The sequence below is a fragment of the Sphingomonas sp. M6A6_1c genome, from assembly GCF_053345135.1.
Genome location: NZ_JBKEZO010000007.1, coordinates 79,313 through 96,079, shown reverse-complemented (window position 1 = coordinate 96,079; position 16,767 = coordinate 79,313). Strand labels below are relative to the sequence as shown.

Sequence of the window (16,767 nt, the reverse complement as noted above, 5' to 3'; positions counted from 1 at the left end):
CAGTGCACCCTTCCAGTATCAGCTCTGATAAATTTCTGCGGTATCACTCCGCCGCCACCGCCTCCCCGCCACGCGGCTTCAACAACGGCGCCAAATACTTCCCCGTAAAGCTCCGCGGTTCCTTCGCGACCACTTCGGGCGTGCCGACCGCGACGATCTCGCCGCCCTTGACGCCGCCTTCGGGACCCAGATCGACCACCCAGTCGGCGGTCTTGATGACGTCGAGATTGTGCTCGATCACCACCACCGTATTGCCCTGCTCGACCAGGGCATGGAGCACTTCGAGCAATTTGCGGACGTCCTCGAAATGCAGGCCGGTGGTCGGCTCGTCGAGGATATACAAAGTGTTGCCGGTCGCGCGGCGGGCGAGTTCCTTGGCGAGCTTGACGCGCTGCGCCTCGCCGCCCGACAGCGTCGTCGCCTGCTGGCCGACCTTGACGTAGCCGAGGCCGACCTCGACCAGCATCTCCATCTTGTCGCGGATCGGCGGCACCGCCTTGAAGAATTCGGCGGCATCCTCGACCGTCATGTCGAGCACGTCGGCGATGCTCTTGCCCTTGAACTTCACCTCCAGCGTCTCGCGATTGTAGCGCGCGCCGTGGCAGACGTCGCAGGTGACGTAGACGTCGGGGAGGAAGTGCATCTCGATCTTGAGCACGCCGTCGCCCTGGCACGCCTCGCAGCGGCCGCCCTTGACGTTGAAGCTGAACCGGCCGGGCTTGTAGCCGCGCGCCTGGCTCTCGGGCAGGCCGGCGAACCAGTCGCGAATCTGCGTGAAGCTGCCCGTGTACGTCGCCGGGTTCGAGCGCGGGGTGCGGCCGATCGGCGACTGATCGATGTCGATCACCTTGTCGAGATGCTGGAGGCCGCTGACCTTGTCGTGCTTGCCGGCGAGGATACGCGCGCCGTTGAGCGCGCGCGCCGCGGCGGCATAGAGCGTGTCGATCGTGAAGCTCGACTTGCCCGAGCCCGACACGCCGGTGATGCAGGTGAAGGTGCCGAGCGGGATGCTCGCGGTGACGCCGGTGAGGTTGTTGGCGCGCGCATTGTGGACGGTGAGCTGCTTGCCGTTGCCCTTGCGGCGCTTGGCCGGCACGGGGACCTGGCGGGTGCCGTTGAGATAGTCGGCGGTGATGCTCGTCTTGCTCTTGAGGATCTGCTTGAGCGTGCCCTGCGCGACGATCTGGCCGCCGTGGACGCCGGCGCCCGGCCCCATGTCGATGACGTAATCGGCGGTGCGGATGGCGTCCTCGTCGTGCTCGACCACCAGCACGGTGTTGCCGAGGTCGCGCAGGCGGCGCAGCGTCGCGAGCAGCATGTCGTTGTCGCGCTGGTGCAGGCCGATCGAGGGTTCGTCGAGCACGTAGAGCACGCCCGACAGGCCGCTGCCGATCTGGCTGGCGAGGCGGATGCGCTGGCTCTCGCCGCCCGACAGCGTGCCGCTGGTGCGATCGAGGTTGAGATAGTCGAGGCCGACGTTGTTGAGGAAGCCCAGGCGCTCGACGATCTCCTTCAGGATACGCTCGGCGATCGCGCGCTGCTGGTCGCCGAGATGGCTGGGCAGATCGGTGAAGAAGGCGAGCGCGTCGACCACCGAAAGATGCGTGGCATAGGCGATGTCGCGCATCGCGATCTTGACCGCCAGCGCCTCCGGCTTGAGGCGCGCGCCGTGGCACACCTCGCACGGGCGCGAGCTCTGGTATTTGGACAATTCCTCGCGCATCCACGCGCTCTCGGTCTGGAGCAGGCGGCGGTTGAGGTTGCCGACGACGCCCTCGAACGGCTTCTTGACGTCATAGGCCTTCTTGCCGTCGACGAAGGTCAGCGTGACGGGCTTGCCCTTGCTGCCGTGCAGGATCAGCGCGTGGATCGCCTCGGGCAGATCGGCCCAGGGCGTGTCGAGGCTGAAGTCGAATTCGCGCGCGAGGCTGCCGAGCACCTGCATGTAATAAGGGCTGGGCGGGTTGGACTTGGCCCAGGGGACGACCGCGCCCTTCTTGATGCTGAGCCCGTGATTGGGGACGACGAGATCCTCGTCGAACAGCAGTTTCTCGCCGAGGCCGTCACAGGCCGGGCAGGCGCCCTGCGGCGCGTTGAACGAGAACAGCCGCGGCTCGATCTCGGCGATGGTGAAGCCGCTGATCGGGCAGGCGAACTTTTCCGAGAAGACGATGCGGCCGGCGGGCGCGTTGTCGCCGAGCACTTCCGATTTCGGCGTATGCGCTTCGACGGGATCGGCGGGATCGACGTAGGCAAGGCCGTCGGCGAGCTTCAGCGCGGTCTCGAAACTCTCGGCGAGGCGGGTGGCGATGTCGCCGCCGACGACGAGGCGGTCGACGACGACCTCGATGTCGTGCTTGAACTTCTTGTCGAGCGCGGGCGCTTCGTCGATCTCATGGATCTCGCCGTCGACGCGGACGCGGGTGAAGCCCGCCTTCTGCCATTCGGCCAGCTCCTTGCGATATTCGCCCTTGCGGCCGCGGACGACGGGGGCGAGCAGATAGAGGCGCGTGCCCTCGGGCAATGCGAGGACGCGGTCGACCATCTGGCTGACGGTCTGCGCGGCGATCGGCTCGCCGGTCGCGGGGCTGTAGGGAACGCCGACGCGCGCCCACAGCAGGCGCATGTAATCGTAGATCTCGGTGACGGTCGCCACGGTCGAGCGCGGGTTGCGGCTGGTCGTCTTCTGCTCGATCGAGATCGCCGGGCTGAGGCCCTCGATATGATCGACGTCGGGCTTCTGCATCAGTTCGAGGAACTGGCGCGCATAGGCCGAGAGCGACTCGACGTAACGGCGCTGGCCCTCGGCATAGATGGTGTCGAAGGCGAGGCTCGACTTGCCCGAACCCGACAGGCCGGTGATCACCGTCAGCGTATCGCGGGGGATGTCGACGTCGACGTCCTTGAGGTTGTGCTCGCGCGCGCCGCGGACGGTGATTTTGGTCAGCATGTGGCGGGTTCTACTTCTGTTCTGTTCGGGAGGCTAGAGCGAGAAGTAGGAACGCGCGGGAGGCTTCGCCAGCACCACGTTGAAACGCGCATCGCGTGTCTTATCTCGGCGATACACAGACGAGAGAGGCCGCGCATGGGCAAGAAGACGAAGAAGGCGAAGCTCCCCAAGGAGGTGCTCGGCATCCGATTGCCCAAGGAGCTGCGCGAGGCGGGCGGCGCGTTGCTGGAGCGGGCGAACAGTCCGCAGGGGCGCGAGATGCTCGCGGCGGGGCTGACGATGGCGGCGGCCGCGGCGACCGCGGCGGTGGCGAAGGGCCGGACGAAGCGCGAGGCGGCCGCGGACCGGCCGGTGCCCCCGACGCCGCCGACGCCGCCCACCGCGGCGTCGACGCCGGGCGAGACGCCGGAGCCGCCCAAGCCGCCACAGGGCACGCAGACGCACCCCGATCCGCAGGTGATCGCCGAGGCGGTCGGCCAGGCGGCGGAGGCACTGCTCGGGCGGTTGTTCGGGGGGAAGAAGGGGTAGGGAGGCGTCGCCGCCGCGACGCTTCCGGTAAGGATCGGGGTTAGGACAACCGCTGCTTGAGGGCGGTGACCATGGCGCGTTGCGGCCATACCACCCGCGCCGGCCGATCGTTGTCCGCGTGCATGTCGTTGGCCGGTTCCCATTCGGCGAAGCGGAATTGTTCGATCTGCCCGGTCATCATCTGCGTTTCGCTGACCAGCTTGCGCGCGGCGGCGGTCTCTTCCTCGGCGACCGCGGCATTCTGCTGGGTGACGTTGTCGAGTTCGGCGACCGCGGCGGTGATCTGTTGCAATGCCAGCGACTGCTGTTCGACATTCTCCGCGATCCCCGCGGTCAGCGTCGCGACGCTGCCGACGCGGTCGATCATCCGGCCGAGCGCGACCTCGACATGGCCGACCGACCGGACGCCCAGCCCGATCTGCTCGGCCGAGCGGCCGATCCGCTTCTTGACGTCGCTCGCCGCCTCCGCCGACCGTCCGGCGAGCGCCCGCACCTCCTGCGCGACGACCGCGAAGCCCTTGCCCGCCTCGCCGGCGCGTGCCGCCTCGACGCCGGCGTTGAGCGCCAGCAGATTGGTCTGGAAGGCGATGCGATCGATCACGAGGAGGATTTCGGCGATCTCGTTGGACGTCTGCTCGAGACGGCCGATCGCGGTGATGGCGTCCTTGAGCAGGACGCCGGAATGTTCGGCATCCTGATGCGCCTCGCCGACCACGCGGCGCACCTCGACCGCGCTGTTGGCGGATTCGGAGAGCGCGCCGCTGAGCTGCTGGAGGGCGCCGGCGGTTTCTTCCAGGCTGGCCGCCTGCCGCTCGGTCCGTTCCGAGAGGTTGCCGGAGGATTGCATCAATTCCTCCGCGCCGGCGGCGATGTCCTTGGCGCTGATCCGCACCGAGGCGAGCGCGTTGCCCAAGGCGTCGACCGCGTGATTGAAATCGCTCTTGAGCTTCGAGAATTCGCCGATCAGCGCGGCCTCGATACGCGTGGTGAGATCGCCGCCCGCGAGTTTGTGCAGCGAACTGCCGATGTTGCGGACGATCAGCCTGGCCTGTTCGCGGCGGATCATCTCGGTCAGCGCGCCGACCGCGACGGCGAGCAGGCTGAGGAAGATCACGGCGACGAGCAGCATGCGGTTCGCCGCGCGCTGCGCCACCGCGGCGGTGTGGCGCAATGCGGCGACCTCGTCGGTCATCGCGTCGATCTGCGCATCGGCCACCTTCGACGCGGCGCGTTCGGCGGGGCGCACGACCTTGCGCAGATAGTCCAGCGCCGCCTTGCGGTCGCCGGCGTTCGCCTTTGCGGCGACCTCGCCGAGCGCGGCGATGACGGTGTGGGAAAGGCGGAAATAGTTTTCGGGCAGCGCGTGGACCGTCTTGGCATCTTCGAGATGACTCAGCATCTCGCGCATCCGCCGCGTCCGTTCGTCGAACTTCTTGACGATGACGTCGCGTTCGGCGGGATCGCTCTCGGTGATGAGGTTGAGCGCGTCGCGTTGCAGCGACCGGCTGATCGAACGGACTTCGGATACGGCGAGGACCCGCTCCTGCGCTTCCAGTGCCTCGACATTGGCGACCTCGACCGCGCGATCGTCGCGATACGTCACGCCCGCCAGCAGCCACAGCAACAAGATCGCACCGATGAGCGGCGCGATGACGCGGACGTTGAAACGACGGTGCGGCAAGTGTCTATCCTTGATGCTGGCGGAACGACGTTTCCGCCCGCTCAATTATAGAGGCGCGGGGCAGCAATTATCGCCGGGCCGCCAAATATCGGGGTGGCCGCATCATCGCGATTTCGGCCCTTCGTCTTCATCGATGCGGTATTCGGGACCGCGCCGGACAGAGTTTCCCGCCCGCCGGACGATGGACCCGATCGGAGCGGCATGATTATAGATGCGCAGCCGCGTCGCGGGCAGGATGGGTCGGGCAGGATTGGGGAAGCAGGGATGACATCGATGATACGGGCCGCAGCGGTGCTGGCGATCGCGATCGGGGCGGCGCCGGCGCAGGCGCAGACCGCAGCGCAGGCGGTCGTCGCGCAGCAGGCGCAGGATCCGGGGGCGCGGGCGGGGGTGCAGTATGACGTCGCCTTTCCCAATGCGGTGCATCACGAGGCGCAGGTGACCGCGACCTTCGCGCGGGTGCCGGCGGGGCCGCTCAAGGTGCGGATGGCGCGGTCGTCGCCGGGCCGCTATGCGATCCACGAATTCGCCAAGAACGTCTATTCGGTGACGGCGAAGGACGGCGCCGGCCGGCCGTTGCAGGTGATCCGCAGCGATCCCTATGGCTGGACGGTCGCCGGGCACGACGGCACCGTCGTCGTCACCTACACGCTGTTCGGCGACTGGGGCGACGGCACCTATGCGCAGATCGACGCCAGCCACGCGCACCTCAACATGCCGGCGACGTTCCTGTGGGCGGAGGGCTATGACGCGCAGCCGATCCGCGTGCGCTTCCGGCCGTTCGATCCCAAATGGCGGATCGCGACGCAGCTTCCCGCCGCCAGGGGCACCGACACGTTCTGGGCGCCCAACCTGCAATATTTCATGGATAGCCCGACCGAGATCAGCGACTTCGGCTATCGCGAATGGCCGGTTACCGATGCGCTGGGCAAGAGCTATGTCGTGCGGCTGGCGGTGCATCATGCCGGCAGCGAGGCCGATCTCGATACCTATACTGCCAAGGTGAAGCGGGTGATCGCGCAGCATTATGCGCTGTTCGGGCGGGCGCCGCGCTACGATTATGGCACCTATACGTTCATCGCCGATTACATGCCGCAGATCACCGGCGACGGCATGGAGCATCGCAACTCGACGATCATCACCGACAAGCGCGGGCTGGCCGAGGCGAAGTTCGCGCAGCTCAACACGTTGAGCCACGAATTCGTGCATAGCTGGAACGTCGAGCGGCTGCGGCCGGCGGAGCTGGAGCCGTTCGACTTCACCCGCGCCAATCCGACCCCGTCCTTGTGGTTCGCGGAGGGGTTCACGCAATATTACGGGCCGCTGCTGATCCGCCGCGCCGGCGAGATGAGCGTCGACGATTTCCTGCGCGGGCTGGGCGGCACGCTGAGCGGCGTCGTCAACAGCCCGGCGCGGCGCTACGGCGGGCCGGAGGAGATGAGCCTGCGCGCGCCGTTCGTCGATGCCGCGAAGGCGATCGATCAGGTCAATCCCAGCATCTTCGTGTCGTATTATCCGTATGGCGCGGTGGTGGCGCTGGCGCTCGATCTGCAGTTGCGGCAGCGGTATCCGGGGCTGTCGCTGGATGCCTATATGCGGCATCTGTGGACGACGCGCGGCGATACCGAGCTGAAGTACACGCCCGCCGATCTGGAGCGCGGGCTGGCCGAGGTGACGCGCGATCCTGCGTTCGCCAAGGCGTTCTTCGACGGCAGCGTGCATGCGAGCGGATTGCCCGATTATGCGCCGTTGCTGCGGCAGGCGGGGCTGGTGGTGCGGCCCGTCGATGCGACGCGCGGCTGGGCGGGGGTGAGCTTCGTCGGCGCGGAGGATGGCGTCGTCGCGGTCGGCGATGCGCCGCGGCCGGATGCGCCGGCTTATGCTGCGGGGCTGGAGCGGGGGGACGTGATCCTGTCGCTCGACGGGGCGCCGGTGCGCGATGCGGCGGCGGCGCAGGCGGTGCTCGCGGGGCATAAGCCGGGGGATCGGATCGCCTTGCGCTTCCGCCAGCGTGGGGTGGAGCGGGAGGCTTCGTTGCGGCTGGGCGTCGATCCGTCGTTCGAGGTGGTGCGTGGCGAAACCGCCGGGGTGGCGGTGACGCCGGCGCAACTCGCGTTCCGTGAGGGTTGGCTCGGGAAATAGGATCACGCGGAGGCGCGGAGGCGCGGAGAGAAGAAGGGGTTTGCGCGCAGAGGCGCAGAGGGCGCAGAGGGCGCAGAGGGGTGTCGTTTTCGTCGCCGAAGGCGAACCTTTTTAATCGACTTGGGCGATGCCCGTTCGGCTGTTGCGCGCCCTATCTCTGCGTCCTCTGCGCCTCTGCGTGCAAATATGTTCACGCGAAGACGCGAAGACGCGAAGAGTGAGTAGGGGCGCGCTTGTGGGAGGGGCGCGAGCCTCGGGCGGGTTATCTCCGCGCCTCCGTGCCTCCGCGTGATCTCTTCTTCTTCGCGTCTTCGCGGCTTCGCGTGGATCATTCTCTTTCGATGTCGGCGGCTGCTCGACCGGGCGGTCGCCGGCGATCCGGCGCCGACGAGATGTTCCGCAACCATGGGACCCGGCTTTCGCCGGGATGACGGTTTTTTTCCGAAAGGGCATCGCCGCCCGCATGTGCGTCTTCGCTCGAATTCCCTTCTTTCAAACACCTAGTGGAGGGCCTCCCGAACGCGCCGCGCGAAATCGTTATTGTAACGGAACATTGCTGCGGGACGGCGGTATTGTCGGGAACGAACCGGAGTTGCCGCATGACCCATGTCCGCCATCCCGCCCGGTGGCCCCATATCCTTGCCGTGATCATCGGCACGGTGGGGGCGATCAATCTGGCCGGGGGCGTGTGGCTGGCGGGGCTGCACGGCAGCCTATTCTATGGCGTCGCCGGGCTGGCGATGCTGGCGACCGCCGTCTTGTTGTGGCGGCGGCATGCGGCGGCGCTGCATCTGTTCGCGGCGCTGGTGATCGGCACGGTGATCTGGGCATGGGCGGAGATTGGCGCGGACTGGTGGCCGCTGGTGCCGCGCGGCGACCTGATCTTCATCTTCGGCGCGTTGCTGGTGCTGCCGTGGACGGTGAAGCGGCTGGTGCCGCGCAGCAACTGGCTGCGCGCGGCGGGGCCGCTGGCGGCGGCGCTCGGCGTCGCGGCGGTGTTCGGCGCGGTGGCGCTGACCCGCGACGTGCACAATCTCGACGGGACGCTGCCGGGGCCGCGCAAGGCGCTCGCCGCCAATCTGCACGGCGTGCCCGACGACGATTGGCAGGCTTATGCGCGCAGCTGGTATGGCGACAAATTCTCGCCGCTGACGCAGCTCACTCCGGCCAACGTCGGCAATCTCAAGGTCGCATGGCAGTTGCGGACCGGCGACATGAAGCGCGACGGCGATCCCGGCGAGACGACGTACGAGATGACGCCGATCAAGGTCGGCGACACCGTCTTCCTGTGCACGCCGCACAATTGGGTGATCGCGGTCGACGCCGAGACGGGCAAGGAGCGCTGGCGGTTCGATCCCAAAATCGCCACCTCGGCCAAGAACATGCAGCATCTCACCTGTCGCGGCGTGTCCTATTGGGATGGTGCGCGGGCGGGCGCCAGCGTCGGTGCCGGCGTCGGGGACTGTCCGCAGCGGATCTTCCTCGCGACCAACGACAGCCGGCTGATCGCGCTCGATCCGAAGACGGGCGCGCTGTGCCGCAGCTTCGGGCAGGGCGGCACGGTCAGCCTGCTGCCCGGCCAGCCGCATTACAACCAAGGCTGGTATCAGGTGACCTCGGCGCCGCTCGTCGCGCGCGGGCTGGTGATCACCGGCGGCGCGGTGTTCGACAATATCGCCACCAAGGTGCCCTCTGGCGTGATCCGGGGCTATGACGCGGTGTCGGGCAAGCTCGTGTGGAATTTCGATCCGGGCAATCCCGACGACACCGCACCTTTGGGCGCGGGCAAGCAATATACGCCGTCGTCGCCCAACAGCTGGAGCACGCCCGCCGCCGACGAGGCGCTGGGGCTCGTCTATCTGCCGATGGGGATGGGCGCGGTCGACCAATGGGGCGGGCGTCGCCCGGCGACGACCGAGCGGTTCGCCACCTCGGTGCTGGCGCTCGACATCGCGACCGGCAAGCCGCGCTGGGTCTATCAGACGGTGCATCACGATCTGTGGGACATGGACGTGCCCGCGCAGCCGGCGCTTGTCGACCTCGACCTGCCGGGGCGCGGGCGGGTGCCGGCGCTGGTCCAGTCGACCAAGACCGGCAATCTGTTCGTGCTCGACCGGCGCACCGGCCGGCCGGTCTTCCCCGCGCCGGAGACGCCGGTGCCGGCCGGCGCGGCGCCGGGCGACCGGACCTCGCCGACGCAGCCGCTCTCCGCGATCTCGCTGATGCCCGCCCCGGCGCGCGAGAAGGACATGTGGGGGATGACGATGATCGACCAATTATGGTGTCGCATCCGCTTCAAGTCGCTCGACTACAAGGGCGCGTTCACGCCGCCGTCGCTGCGCGGGTCGCTGGTCTTCCCGGGCAATTTCGGGGTGATGGACTGGGGCGGGCTGTCGATCGATCCGATCCGCCAGGTGATCTTCGCGCATCCCAATTACGTCGCCTTCGTCGACCGGCTGGTGCCACGCGTCGACGACACCGGCACCGGGCAGGGGCCCGCGGGCGGATCAGACCGGCGCGGATCGGATGAATCGGGCTACAACCCCAACACCGGCGCGCCGTTCGCGGTCGACATGAACCCGTTCCTGTCGTTCGCCGGCCTGCCGTGCCAGCAGCCGCCATGGGGCTATGTCGCCGGGATCGACCTCACCACCGGCAAGAAAGTGTGGGAGCATAAGAACGGCACGATCCGCGACGAGACGATCCTGCCTATGCCGTTCAAGCTCGGCGTGCCCTCGCTCGGCGGGCCGATCACCACCGCGGGCGGTGTCGCATTCATGGCGGCGGCGATCGACGATTACGTGCGTGCCTATGACACCGCGACCGGCAAGGTGCTGTGGCGGGCGCGGCTGCCCGCCGGCGGGCAGGCGACGCCGATGTCGTATCGCTCGGCGGCGAGCGGGCGGCAGTTCGTCGTGGTGGTCGCGGGCGGGCATGGCTCGCTCGGCACGAAGCTGGGCGATCACGTCATCGCATACGCCTTGCCCAAATAGAGGGCGGGGGGCGGCCCGAACGATCGGGTTGCCCTTCGCAGCGGTGCGGGGTACACGGGGGGTTATGGCGTGGCCGCTCCGGTAAGGGGCGGCCCTATTTGTTTCCGACCCAAAAGTTCCGACGGAGTTCACCCGTGGCCCAGCCCCTTATGCCCCATGCGACCGCGTCCTGGATGGTCGACAATACGTCGCTGTCGTTCGACCAGATCGCCGATTTCTGCGGCCTCCATATCCTCGAGATCCAGGCGATCGCCGACGACACCGCCGCCTCCAAGCTGACCGGCCGCGATCCGGTGCGCGCGCACGAGCTGACGCAGGACGAGATCGACAAGGGCCAGGCCGATCCCGCCTATCGCCTCAAGATGATCAAGGGCCCCGAGCAGGTCCGCCGCACCAAGGGCCCGCGCTACACGCCGGTGTCGAAGCGGCAGGACAAGCCCGACGGCATCGCCTGGATCATCCGCAACCATCCCGAGATCACCGACGGCGCGATCAGCAACCTGATCGGCACCACCCGCACGACGATCGCCGCGATCCGCGACCGCAGCCATTGGAACATCGGCAACATCACGCCGAAGGACCCGGTGACGCTCGGCCTGACGACGCAGCGCGAGCTCGACGCGGCGGTGGCCAAGGCGTCGAAGGCGTCGGGCAACGAAGCCGCGCCGACCGATACCCGGCTGGAGGGCGACCGCGAGGCGCTGATCGCCAGCCTGCGCGCCGAGCGCGACGCGGCGGCGCGCGGCGTCGACGTGGCGGACCAAGACCCGGCCTCGGCCGCGGCGGCGCTGTTCCAGGACCCGTTCAAGCGCTGAAACCGGGGGCGGGCGCTCCCGTCCATCCGTCGAAGTTCGTCACCCGGCCTTGCGCCGGGGTCCCGCTGTCGGATGTCCGATGAGCCCGCCGACGAAAAGCGTCACGCCGGATCAGGTCCGGCATGACGGTGGGGTGGTGGCAGGGAATATGGCTTCCCACTGGTGCCCCGTCACGCGCTGCGCTAGCTTCTCCTAAAGCATTGGGAGAGCAGGCATGTGCGACGAACTCACCGTCGAGGACAACGCGCTGACGCGGCGGCAGCTCGGGCTGGCGGCGGGGGCGGTCGGCGCGACGCTGGTGCTGCCGACCGCGGCCGACGCCAAGCCGATCGCGGGGCGCGACGTCGTCATCACCACGCCCGATGGGCAGTGCGACGCCTATTTCACCGCGCCGAGTGCGGGCCGGCATCCCGCGGTGCTGATGTGGCCCGACATCATGGGGCTGCGGCCGGCGTTCCGCAAAATGGCCGACCGGCTCGCGCAGACGGGCTATGCGGTGCTCGTCGTCAACCAATTCTACCGCTCGGCCAAGTCGCCGATCATCGCGGCCGGCGAATCGTTCGACCAGCCCGCGGTACGCGACCGGATCATGCCGTGGCGCGCCGCGCTGACCGCGGCGGCGACGACCAGCGACGCCAGGGTCTTCCTCGCCTTCCTCGACCTGCAGAAGGAGGTCGACACCAAGCGCGGCATCGCCAGCGCGGGTTATTGCATGGGCGGGCCGATGGTGCTGCGCACCGCGGCGGCGCTGCCGGCGCGGGTGCATGCCGGTGCGTCCTTCCACGGCGCGGGGCTGGTGAGCGATGCCCCCGACAGCCCGCACAAACTCGTGCCGCATCTCAAGGGCGGCTATCTCATCGCGATCGCCAGCAACGACGATGCGCGCAGCCCCAACGACAAAGTGGCATTGCGCGAGGCGTTCGCCGCGGCGAAGCGGCCGGCGGAGATCGAGGTCTATGCCGATGCGATGCACGGTTGGTGCGTGATCGACAGCAAGGTCTACAATCCGCCGCAGGCCGAACGCGCCTGGGCGCGGATGCTCGACCTGTTCGCCAAGAACCTGTGACGGGAACCGCGTGATGGCCGAACTGACCTTCTACACCAACCCGCGGTCGCGCGGGCGGATCGCACGCTGGATGCTCGAGGAGGCGGGGGTCGAATATGACACGATCGTGCTCGATTACGCCTCGACGATGAAGCAGGAGCCGTATCTGTCGATCAACCCGATGGCGAAGGTGCCGGCGATCGTCCACCGCGGCCGGACCGTTACGGAATGCGCGGCGATCTGCGCCTATTGCGCCGAGGCGTTCCCCGCGGCGGAGCTGGCGCCGCGCGACGAGGAGCGGGCGGACTATTATCGCTGGCTGTTCTTCGCGGCGGGTCCGATCGAGGCGGCGGTGACCAACCGCTCGCTGGGCGTGGTGCCGAGCGAGGCGCAGCAGCGGATGGTCGGCTATGGCGATTACGATCGGGTCGTCGATGTGCTGGAGCAGGCGGTGGCGGCGCACGACTTCATCGCGGGCGACCGCTTCACCGCGGCGGACGTCTATGTCGGATCGCAGGTGATGTTCGGGCAGCAGTTCGGCTCGCTGCCGAAGCGCGGGGCGTTCGAGGACTATGTCGCGCGGTTGACGGCGCGCGAGGGGTATCGGCGTGCGGCGGCGCTGGATGACGCGGCGATCGCGGCGGCGGCTTGAGGGGGGCGCGAAAGCGCACGTTCAAGAGCCGAGGACATTCTATTCCTCCCCCGCCAGGGGGAGGTGGCAGTGCGAAGCACTGACGGAGGGGGAGGATACGGTGAATGCGCCGTATGCGGAGACGCCCCCTCCACCACCCGCTGACGCGGGCGGTCCCCAGCGCAAGGTCGATCATGCCCCCGGCATGATCTTGGATTGCCGGGGGCAATCCAACCTTGCGCTCCCGCTGAAGCGAGGGAGGACTTAAGAGCTAGCCCCCGATCACAGCCTTCAGGAACTCCGGGATCGGGCCGTTCCAGCCGTCGTCGGGGCCGTCGTCGCGCTCGTCGCGGCGCGGACGACGGCCGCCGTCGGGGCGGATGTCGCGGCGGGGCGGGGGAGCGAATTCCGGTTCCGGGCGGCGCTCCTGACGGGGCTGGCGGCGCGGTTCTTCGACGGCGGCGGGCGCCTCGACAGGCTCGGGCGCGGCTTCCGCCACCACCGGCGCGCGTGCGGGGCGGTCGCGGCGGCCTTCGCCGCGCGTCGTGCGGTCGCGGCGACCGCGGCGTGGTTCCTCGCCGGCGGGTGCGGCGGCGGCGGCGGGCGCCTCCGCCTCGGGCGCGGCGCCGAGATCGAGCCGGTCGATCTTCTGGCCGGTCAGCTTTTCGATATTTTGGATGTTCTCGGCATCCTCGCTGGTGATCAGCGTATAGGCGATGCCGGTCGCGCCGCCGCGCCCCGTGCGGCCGATGCGGTGGACGTAATCGTCGGGATGCCACGGCGCGTCGAAGTTGAAGACGTGGCTGACGCCCTTGATGTCGAGCCCGCGCGCGGCGACGTCGGAGGCGACGAGGATATTGATCTTGCCGTCCTTGAACAGGTCGAGCTCGGCGATACGCTGCGCCTGTTCCATGTCGCCATGGATCTCGCCCGACTTGAAGCCGTGCTTCTTGAGGCTCTTGTTGAGCTCACGCACCGTCGTCTTGCGGTTGCAGAAGATGATCGCGTTGCGCACCTCGTCCTGCCCGAGCAACTGGCGCAGCCCCTCGCGCTTCTTCATCGCATTGCCGGAAACGGGGACGAGGAACTGCTTGATGTTGAGGTTGGTCGAGGCGGGGCGCGACACCTCGATCATCTTGGGATTGTCGAGGAACTTGTCGGCGAGCCGCTTGATCGGCGCCGGCATCGTCGCCGAGAAGAGCAAAGTCTGGCGCTGTTTCGGCAGCTTGGTGCAGATTTCCTCGATGTCGGGGATGAACCCCATGTCGAGCATCCGGTCCGCCTCGTCGATGACCAGCATCGAACAGCCGGTGAGCAGGATGTTGCCGCGGCCGAACAGGTCCATGAGGCGCCCCGGCGTCGCGATCAGCACGTCGACGCCCTTTTCGAGCGCCTTGATCTGGTCGCCCATCGACACGCCGCCGATCAGCAGCGCCATCGACAGCTTGGTGCCGGCGCCGTATTTCTCGAAATTCTCGGCGACCTGCGCGGCGAGTTCGCGCGTCGGCTCGAGGATCAGCGAGCGCGGCATGCGCGCGCGGCTGCGGCCGTGCGACAGGATGTCGATCATCGGCAGGACGAAGGCGGCGGTCTTGCCCGTCCCCGTCTGCGCGATGCCGATCAGGTCGCGCATCATCAGCACCGACGGGATCGCCGACGCCTGGATCGGCGTCGGCTCGGTATAGCCGGCGTCGGTGACCGCCTTCAGCAGTTCGTCGGAGAGGCCGAGGTCGGCGAAGCTCATGCCATAAGGCTCATGCAAAGGTCCGGATAAGCACGACCTCGCGCGCGTGCGAGACCATTGTCGCCGGCGCTTGCGGATTTGGTCGCAAAAGTCAAGAATTGGTGCGCCAAGTCTTTCCCCGGCAGGGGGATGGTGGAGGGGGAGGACAGGGCGGGAGTTCGACAACGAGGCTCTCGCCCTGTCCTCCCCCTCCGTCACGGCTTTGCCGTGCCACCTCCCCCTGGCGGGGGAGGACTTATTTACTCCGCTCAAACCGGCGGCTTTGGCTATTTCGCGGGGACCAGCGTCTTGAACGTCGCGATGCCGCAGCTCGCGCCGGAGCGCATGCGGATCACGTCGCGGCCGGCGCAGACCTGGCCGTCGGCGGCGGGGCGCAGGTAGAAGCCGCCGTAATAATCGAGCGGGCCGCAATCCTTGTCGAGCCGGGCGCGCAGCCGCTTGCCGCCGCTCATCACCAGATCGACCGCGCCGGGTTCCTGGATCAGCGCACCGCCGAGATTGGCGGCGGCGACGCATTTCGGCCCCTTCTTCTCCTTGTAGCGGATCGGCGCGGGGATCGGCGCGCGCGCCGCCGGGCCCATGCGCGGCAGGCGGATGATGACGCGCTCGTGGATCGTCATCTGCGCGAAAAGCGTGCCGTCACGCTGGCCCGCGCCGTCGCCGAGCGCCGCGACGGCGGGCGCCGCGACGGCGATCAGCAGGATGGGAAGCGCGGGATGCAGCATGTCAGACCTCGCCCCTTAGCCCGGATCGTTGAACGCGCGATGAACTTGGCCTAGCGGACGCGGCATGACACCTGCGCAGACCGCCATGCTCGACGCGCTCGCTCCCGTATTGGGACGAAAGGGGATCGTCACCGATCCCGCCGCGATCGCGCCGTGGCTGGTCGACTGGCGGCGGCGCTTCCACGGCGCAGCGCCGGCGATCCTCGCCCCCGCCTCTACCGCGGAGGTCGCCGCGGTAGTCGCCGCCGCGGCGCGGCATCTGGTGGCGCTGGTGCCGCAGGGCGGCAACAGCTCGATGGTCGGCGGCGCGACGCCGCCCGCCGACGGCTCGGCGCTGATCCTGTCGCTGCGGCGGATGACCGCGATCCGCCGCATCGATGCCGCCGCGGGGCTGGCGGTGGCGGAGGCGGGGGTGATCTTGTCCGACCTGCACGACGCCGCGCTCGCCGTCGACCGGCGCTTTCCGCTGACGCTCGGCGCCAAGGGCAATGCGACGATCGGCGGGCTCGTCTCGACCAACGCCGGGGGCACGCAGGTGCTGCGCTTCGGCTCGATGCGCGGGCTGGTCGCGGGGGTCGAGGTGGTGCTCGCCGACGGCAGCGTCCACGACGGGCTGGCGCCGCTCAAGAAGGACAATCGCGGTTATGATCTGACGCAATTGCTGGTCGGCGCGGAGGGGACGTTGGGCGTGGTCACCGCGGCGACGCTGCGCCTGGTGGCGGTGCCGGCGACGCGCAGCACCGCCTGGGCGGCGGTGCGCGATCCGGCCGCGGCGCTGGCGCTGCTCCGCCGCTTCCAGGCGGCGACCGAGGCGCTGGAGAGTTTCGAGATCCTGCCGCGCGAATCGCTCGCCGCGGTGCTCGCTTATGTACCCGGCCTGCGCGCGCCGGTGGCGGGGGAGGCGGCGTGGCATCTGCTGATCGAACATACCGATCCGGCGGGCGACGCGCTCATGGAGCGGGTGCTGGGCGATGCGCTCGCCGACGGGCTGATCGCGGATGCGACGCTGGCCGCGAGCGCGGCGCAGGCGGCGGATTTCTGGCGTATCCGCGAATCGATCTCCGATTCGGAGCGCGCGCTCGGGCCTGCGTCGCAACACGATCTGTCGGTGCCGGTCGATGCGATGCCCGCCTTCATGATCGAGGCGGCGGCGGCGTGCGACGCGCGCTTCCCCGGTTGCCATGCGAGCGGCTTCGGTCACCTCGGCGACGGCAACGTCCATTTCCACGTGCGCGCCGCGCCGGGCACCGATCCCGCGCATTGGTATGCCGAGCAGGTGCCGGTGGTGACGCGCTTCGTCGACGATCTGGTGATCGCGGCGGGGGGCTCGATCGCCGCCGAACACGGCATCGGTCAGATGAAACGCGACGAGCTGGAACGGCTGTCGTCGCCCGCGCGGCTGATGGCGTTGCGCGCAGTGAAGGCGGCGATGGACCCGCTCGGCATCCTCAACCCCGGCAAGCTCGTGGCGCTTGCACCCTCGGCTGCGGCCCAATAGAGCAGCGCCCAGCGA

Annotated in this window: 11 protein-coding genes; 7 read left to right on the top strand and 4 right to left on the bottom strand. The window is 68.5% G+C overall.

The window, feature by feature from the left end:
- Nucleotides 1-43 precede the first annotated feature (43 nt).
- Nucleotides 44-2,950 (bottom strand): excinuclease ABC subunit UvrA, encoded by a 2,907-nt coding sequence (gene uvrA / locus ACLBWH_RS15780; RefSeq protein ID WP_322850264.1) that lies wholly within the window; start codon nt 2,948-2,950, stop codon nt 44-46.
- Between the two features lie 135 nt (nt 2,951-3,085).
- Here uvrA and ACLBWH_RS15775 point away from each other — a divergent pair, with 135 nt between their 5' ends.
- Complete coding sequence (locus ACLBWH_RS15775; RefSeq protein WP_447799807.1) at nt 3,086-3,478, top strand: hypothetical protein; 393 nt, start codon at nt 3,086-3,088, stop codon at nt 3,476-3,478.
- A 40-nt stretch (nt 3,479-3,518) separates the two neighbouring features.
- On the opposite strand, the gene ACLBWH_RS15770 is transcribed toward ACLBWH_RS15775, so the two are convergent.
- On the bottom strand, nt 3,519-5,159 hold the full coding sequence (locus ACLBWH_RS15770; RefSeq protein ID WP_447799806.1) for a methyl-accepting chemotaxis protein: 1,641 nt from the start codon (nt 5,157-5,159) through the stop codon (nt 3,519-3,521).
- A 273-nt stretch (nt 5,160-5,432) separates the two neighbouring features.
- Here ACLBWH_RS15770 and ACLBWH_RS15765 point away from each other — a divergent pair, with 273 nt between their 5' ends.
- The 5 genes from ACLBWH_RS15765 to ACLBWH_RS15745 all read left to right on the top strand — a co-directional run bounded on the left by ACLBWH_RS15765 (nt 5,433) and on the right by ACLBWH_RS15745 (nt 12,806).
- Nucleotides 5,433-7,301, top strand: coding sequence for a M61 family metallopeptidase (locus ACLBWH_RS15765; protein ID WP_447799805.1), 1,869 nt, complete (start codon nt 5,433-5,435; stop codon nt 7,299-7,301).
- A 644-nt stretch (nt 7,302-7,945) separates the two neighbouring features.
- Nucleotides 7,946-10,294, top strand: coding sequence for a membrane-bound PQQ-dependent dehydrogenase, glucose/quinate/shikimate family (locus tag ACLBWH_RS15760; RefSeq protein ID WP_447799804.1), 2,349 nt, complete (start codon nt 7,946-7,948; stop codon nt 10,292-10,294).
- A gap of 134 nt (nt 10,295-10,428) precedes the next feature.
- Nucleotides 10,429-11,109, top strand: a complete 681-nt coding sequence (locus tag ACLBWH_RS15755; RefSeq protein ID WP_322850258.1) for a DUF1013 domain-containing protein — start codon at nt 10,429-10,431, stop codon at nt 11,107-11,109.
- A gap of 214 nt (nt 11,110-11,323) precedes the next feature.
- Entirely contained in the window at nt 11,324-12,175 is an 852-nt protein-coding gene (locus ACLBWH_RS15750; protein WP_447799803.1) for a dienelactone hydrolase family protein, read from the top strand.
- Between the two features lie 13 nt (nt 12,176-12,188).
- Entirely contained in the window at nt 12,189-12,806 is a 618-nt protein-coding gene (locus ACLBWH_RS15745) for a glutathione S-transferase family protein (RefSeq protein ID WP_322850256.1), read from the top strand.
- 250 nt (nt 12,807-13,056) lie between these two features.
- Here ACLBWH_RS15745 and ACLBWH_RS15740 read toward each other — a convergent pair whose 3' ends face one another.
- Nucleotides 13,057-14,529 (bottom strand): DEAD/DEAH box helicase, encoded by a 1,473-nt coding sequence (locus tag ACLBWH_RS15740; protein ID WP_322850255.1) that lies wholly within the window; start codon nt 14,527-14,529, stop codon nt 13,057-13,059.
- A 266-nt stretch (nt 14,530-14,795) separates the two neighbouring features.
- A complete protein-coding gene (locus tag ACLBWH_RS15735; RefSeq protein WP_322850254.1) occupies nt 14,796-15,254 on the bottom strand; it encodes a hypothetical protein in 459 nt (152 codons plus the stop codon).
- 64 nt (nt 15,255-15,318) lie between these two features.
- On the opposite strand from ACLBWH_RS15735, the gene ACLBWH_RS15730 reads away from it, so the two are divergent.
- Nucleotides 15,319-16,752, top strand: a complete 1,434-nt coding sequence (locus tag ACLBWH_RS15730; protein ID WP_447799802.1) for an FAD-binding oxidoreductase — start codon at nt 15,319-15,321, stop codon at nt 16,750-16,752.
- Nucleotides 16,753-16,767: the final 15 nt, after the last annotated feature.

Bases quoted from the DNA above. Each gene is read 5' to 3' on its own strand.
- ACLBWH_RS15745 (WP_322850256.1), top strand. From the start codon at position 12,189: ATGGCCGAACTGACCTTCTACACCAACCCGCGGTCGCGCGGGCGGATC.
- ACLBWH_RS15775 (WP_447799807.1), top strand. From the start codon at position 3,086: ATGGGCAAGAAGACGAAGAAGGCGAAGCTCCCCAAGGAGGTGCTCGGC.
- ACLBWH_RS15740 (WP_322850255.1), bottom strand. From the start codon at position 14,529: ATGAGCTTCGCCGACCTCGGCCTCTCCGACGAACTGCTGAAGGCGGTC.
- ACLBWH_RS15735 (WP_322850254.1), bottom strand. From the start codon at position 15,254: ATGCTGCATCCCGCGCTTCCCATCCTGCTGATCGCCGTCGCGGCGCCC.
- ACLBWH_RS15730 (WP_447799802.1), top strand. From the start codon at position 15,319: ATGACACCTGCGCAGACCGCCATGCTCGACGCGCTCGCTCCCGTATTG.
- ACLBWH_RS15765 (WP_447799805.1), top strand. From the start codon at position 5,433: ATGATACGGGCCGCAGCGGTGCTGGCGATCGCGATCGGGGCGGCGCCG.
- ACLBWH_RS15750 (WP_447799803.1), top strand. From the start codon at position 11,324: ATGTGCGACGAACTCACCGTCGAGGACAACGCGCTGACGCGGCGGCAG.
- uvrA (WP_322850264.1), bottom strand. From the start codon at position 2,950: ATGCTGACCAAAATCACCGTCCGCGGCGCGCGCGAGCACAACCTCAAG.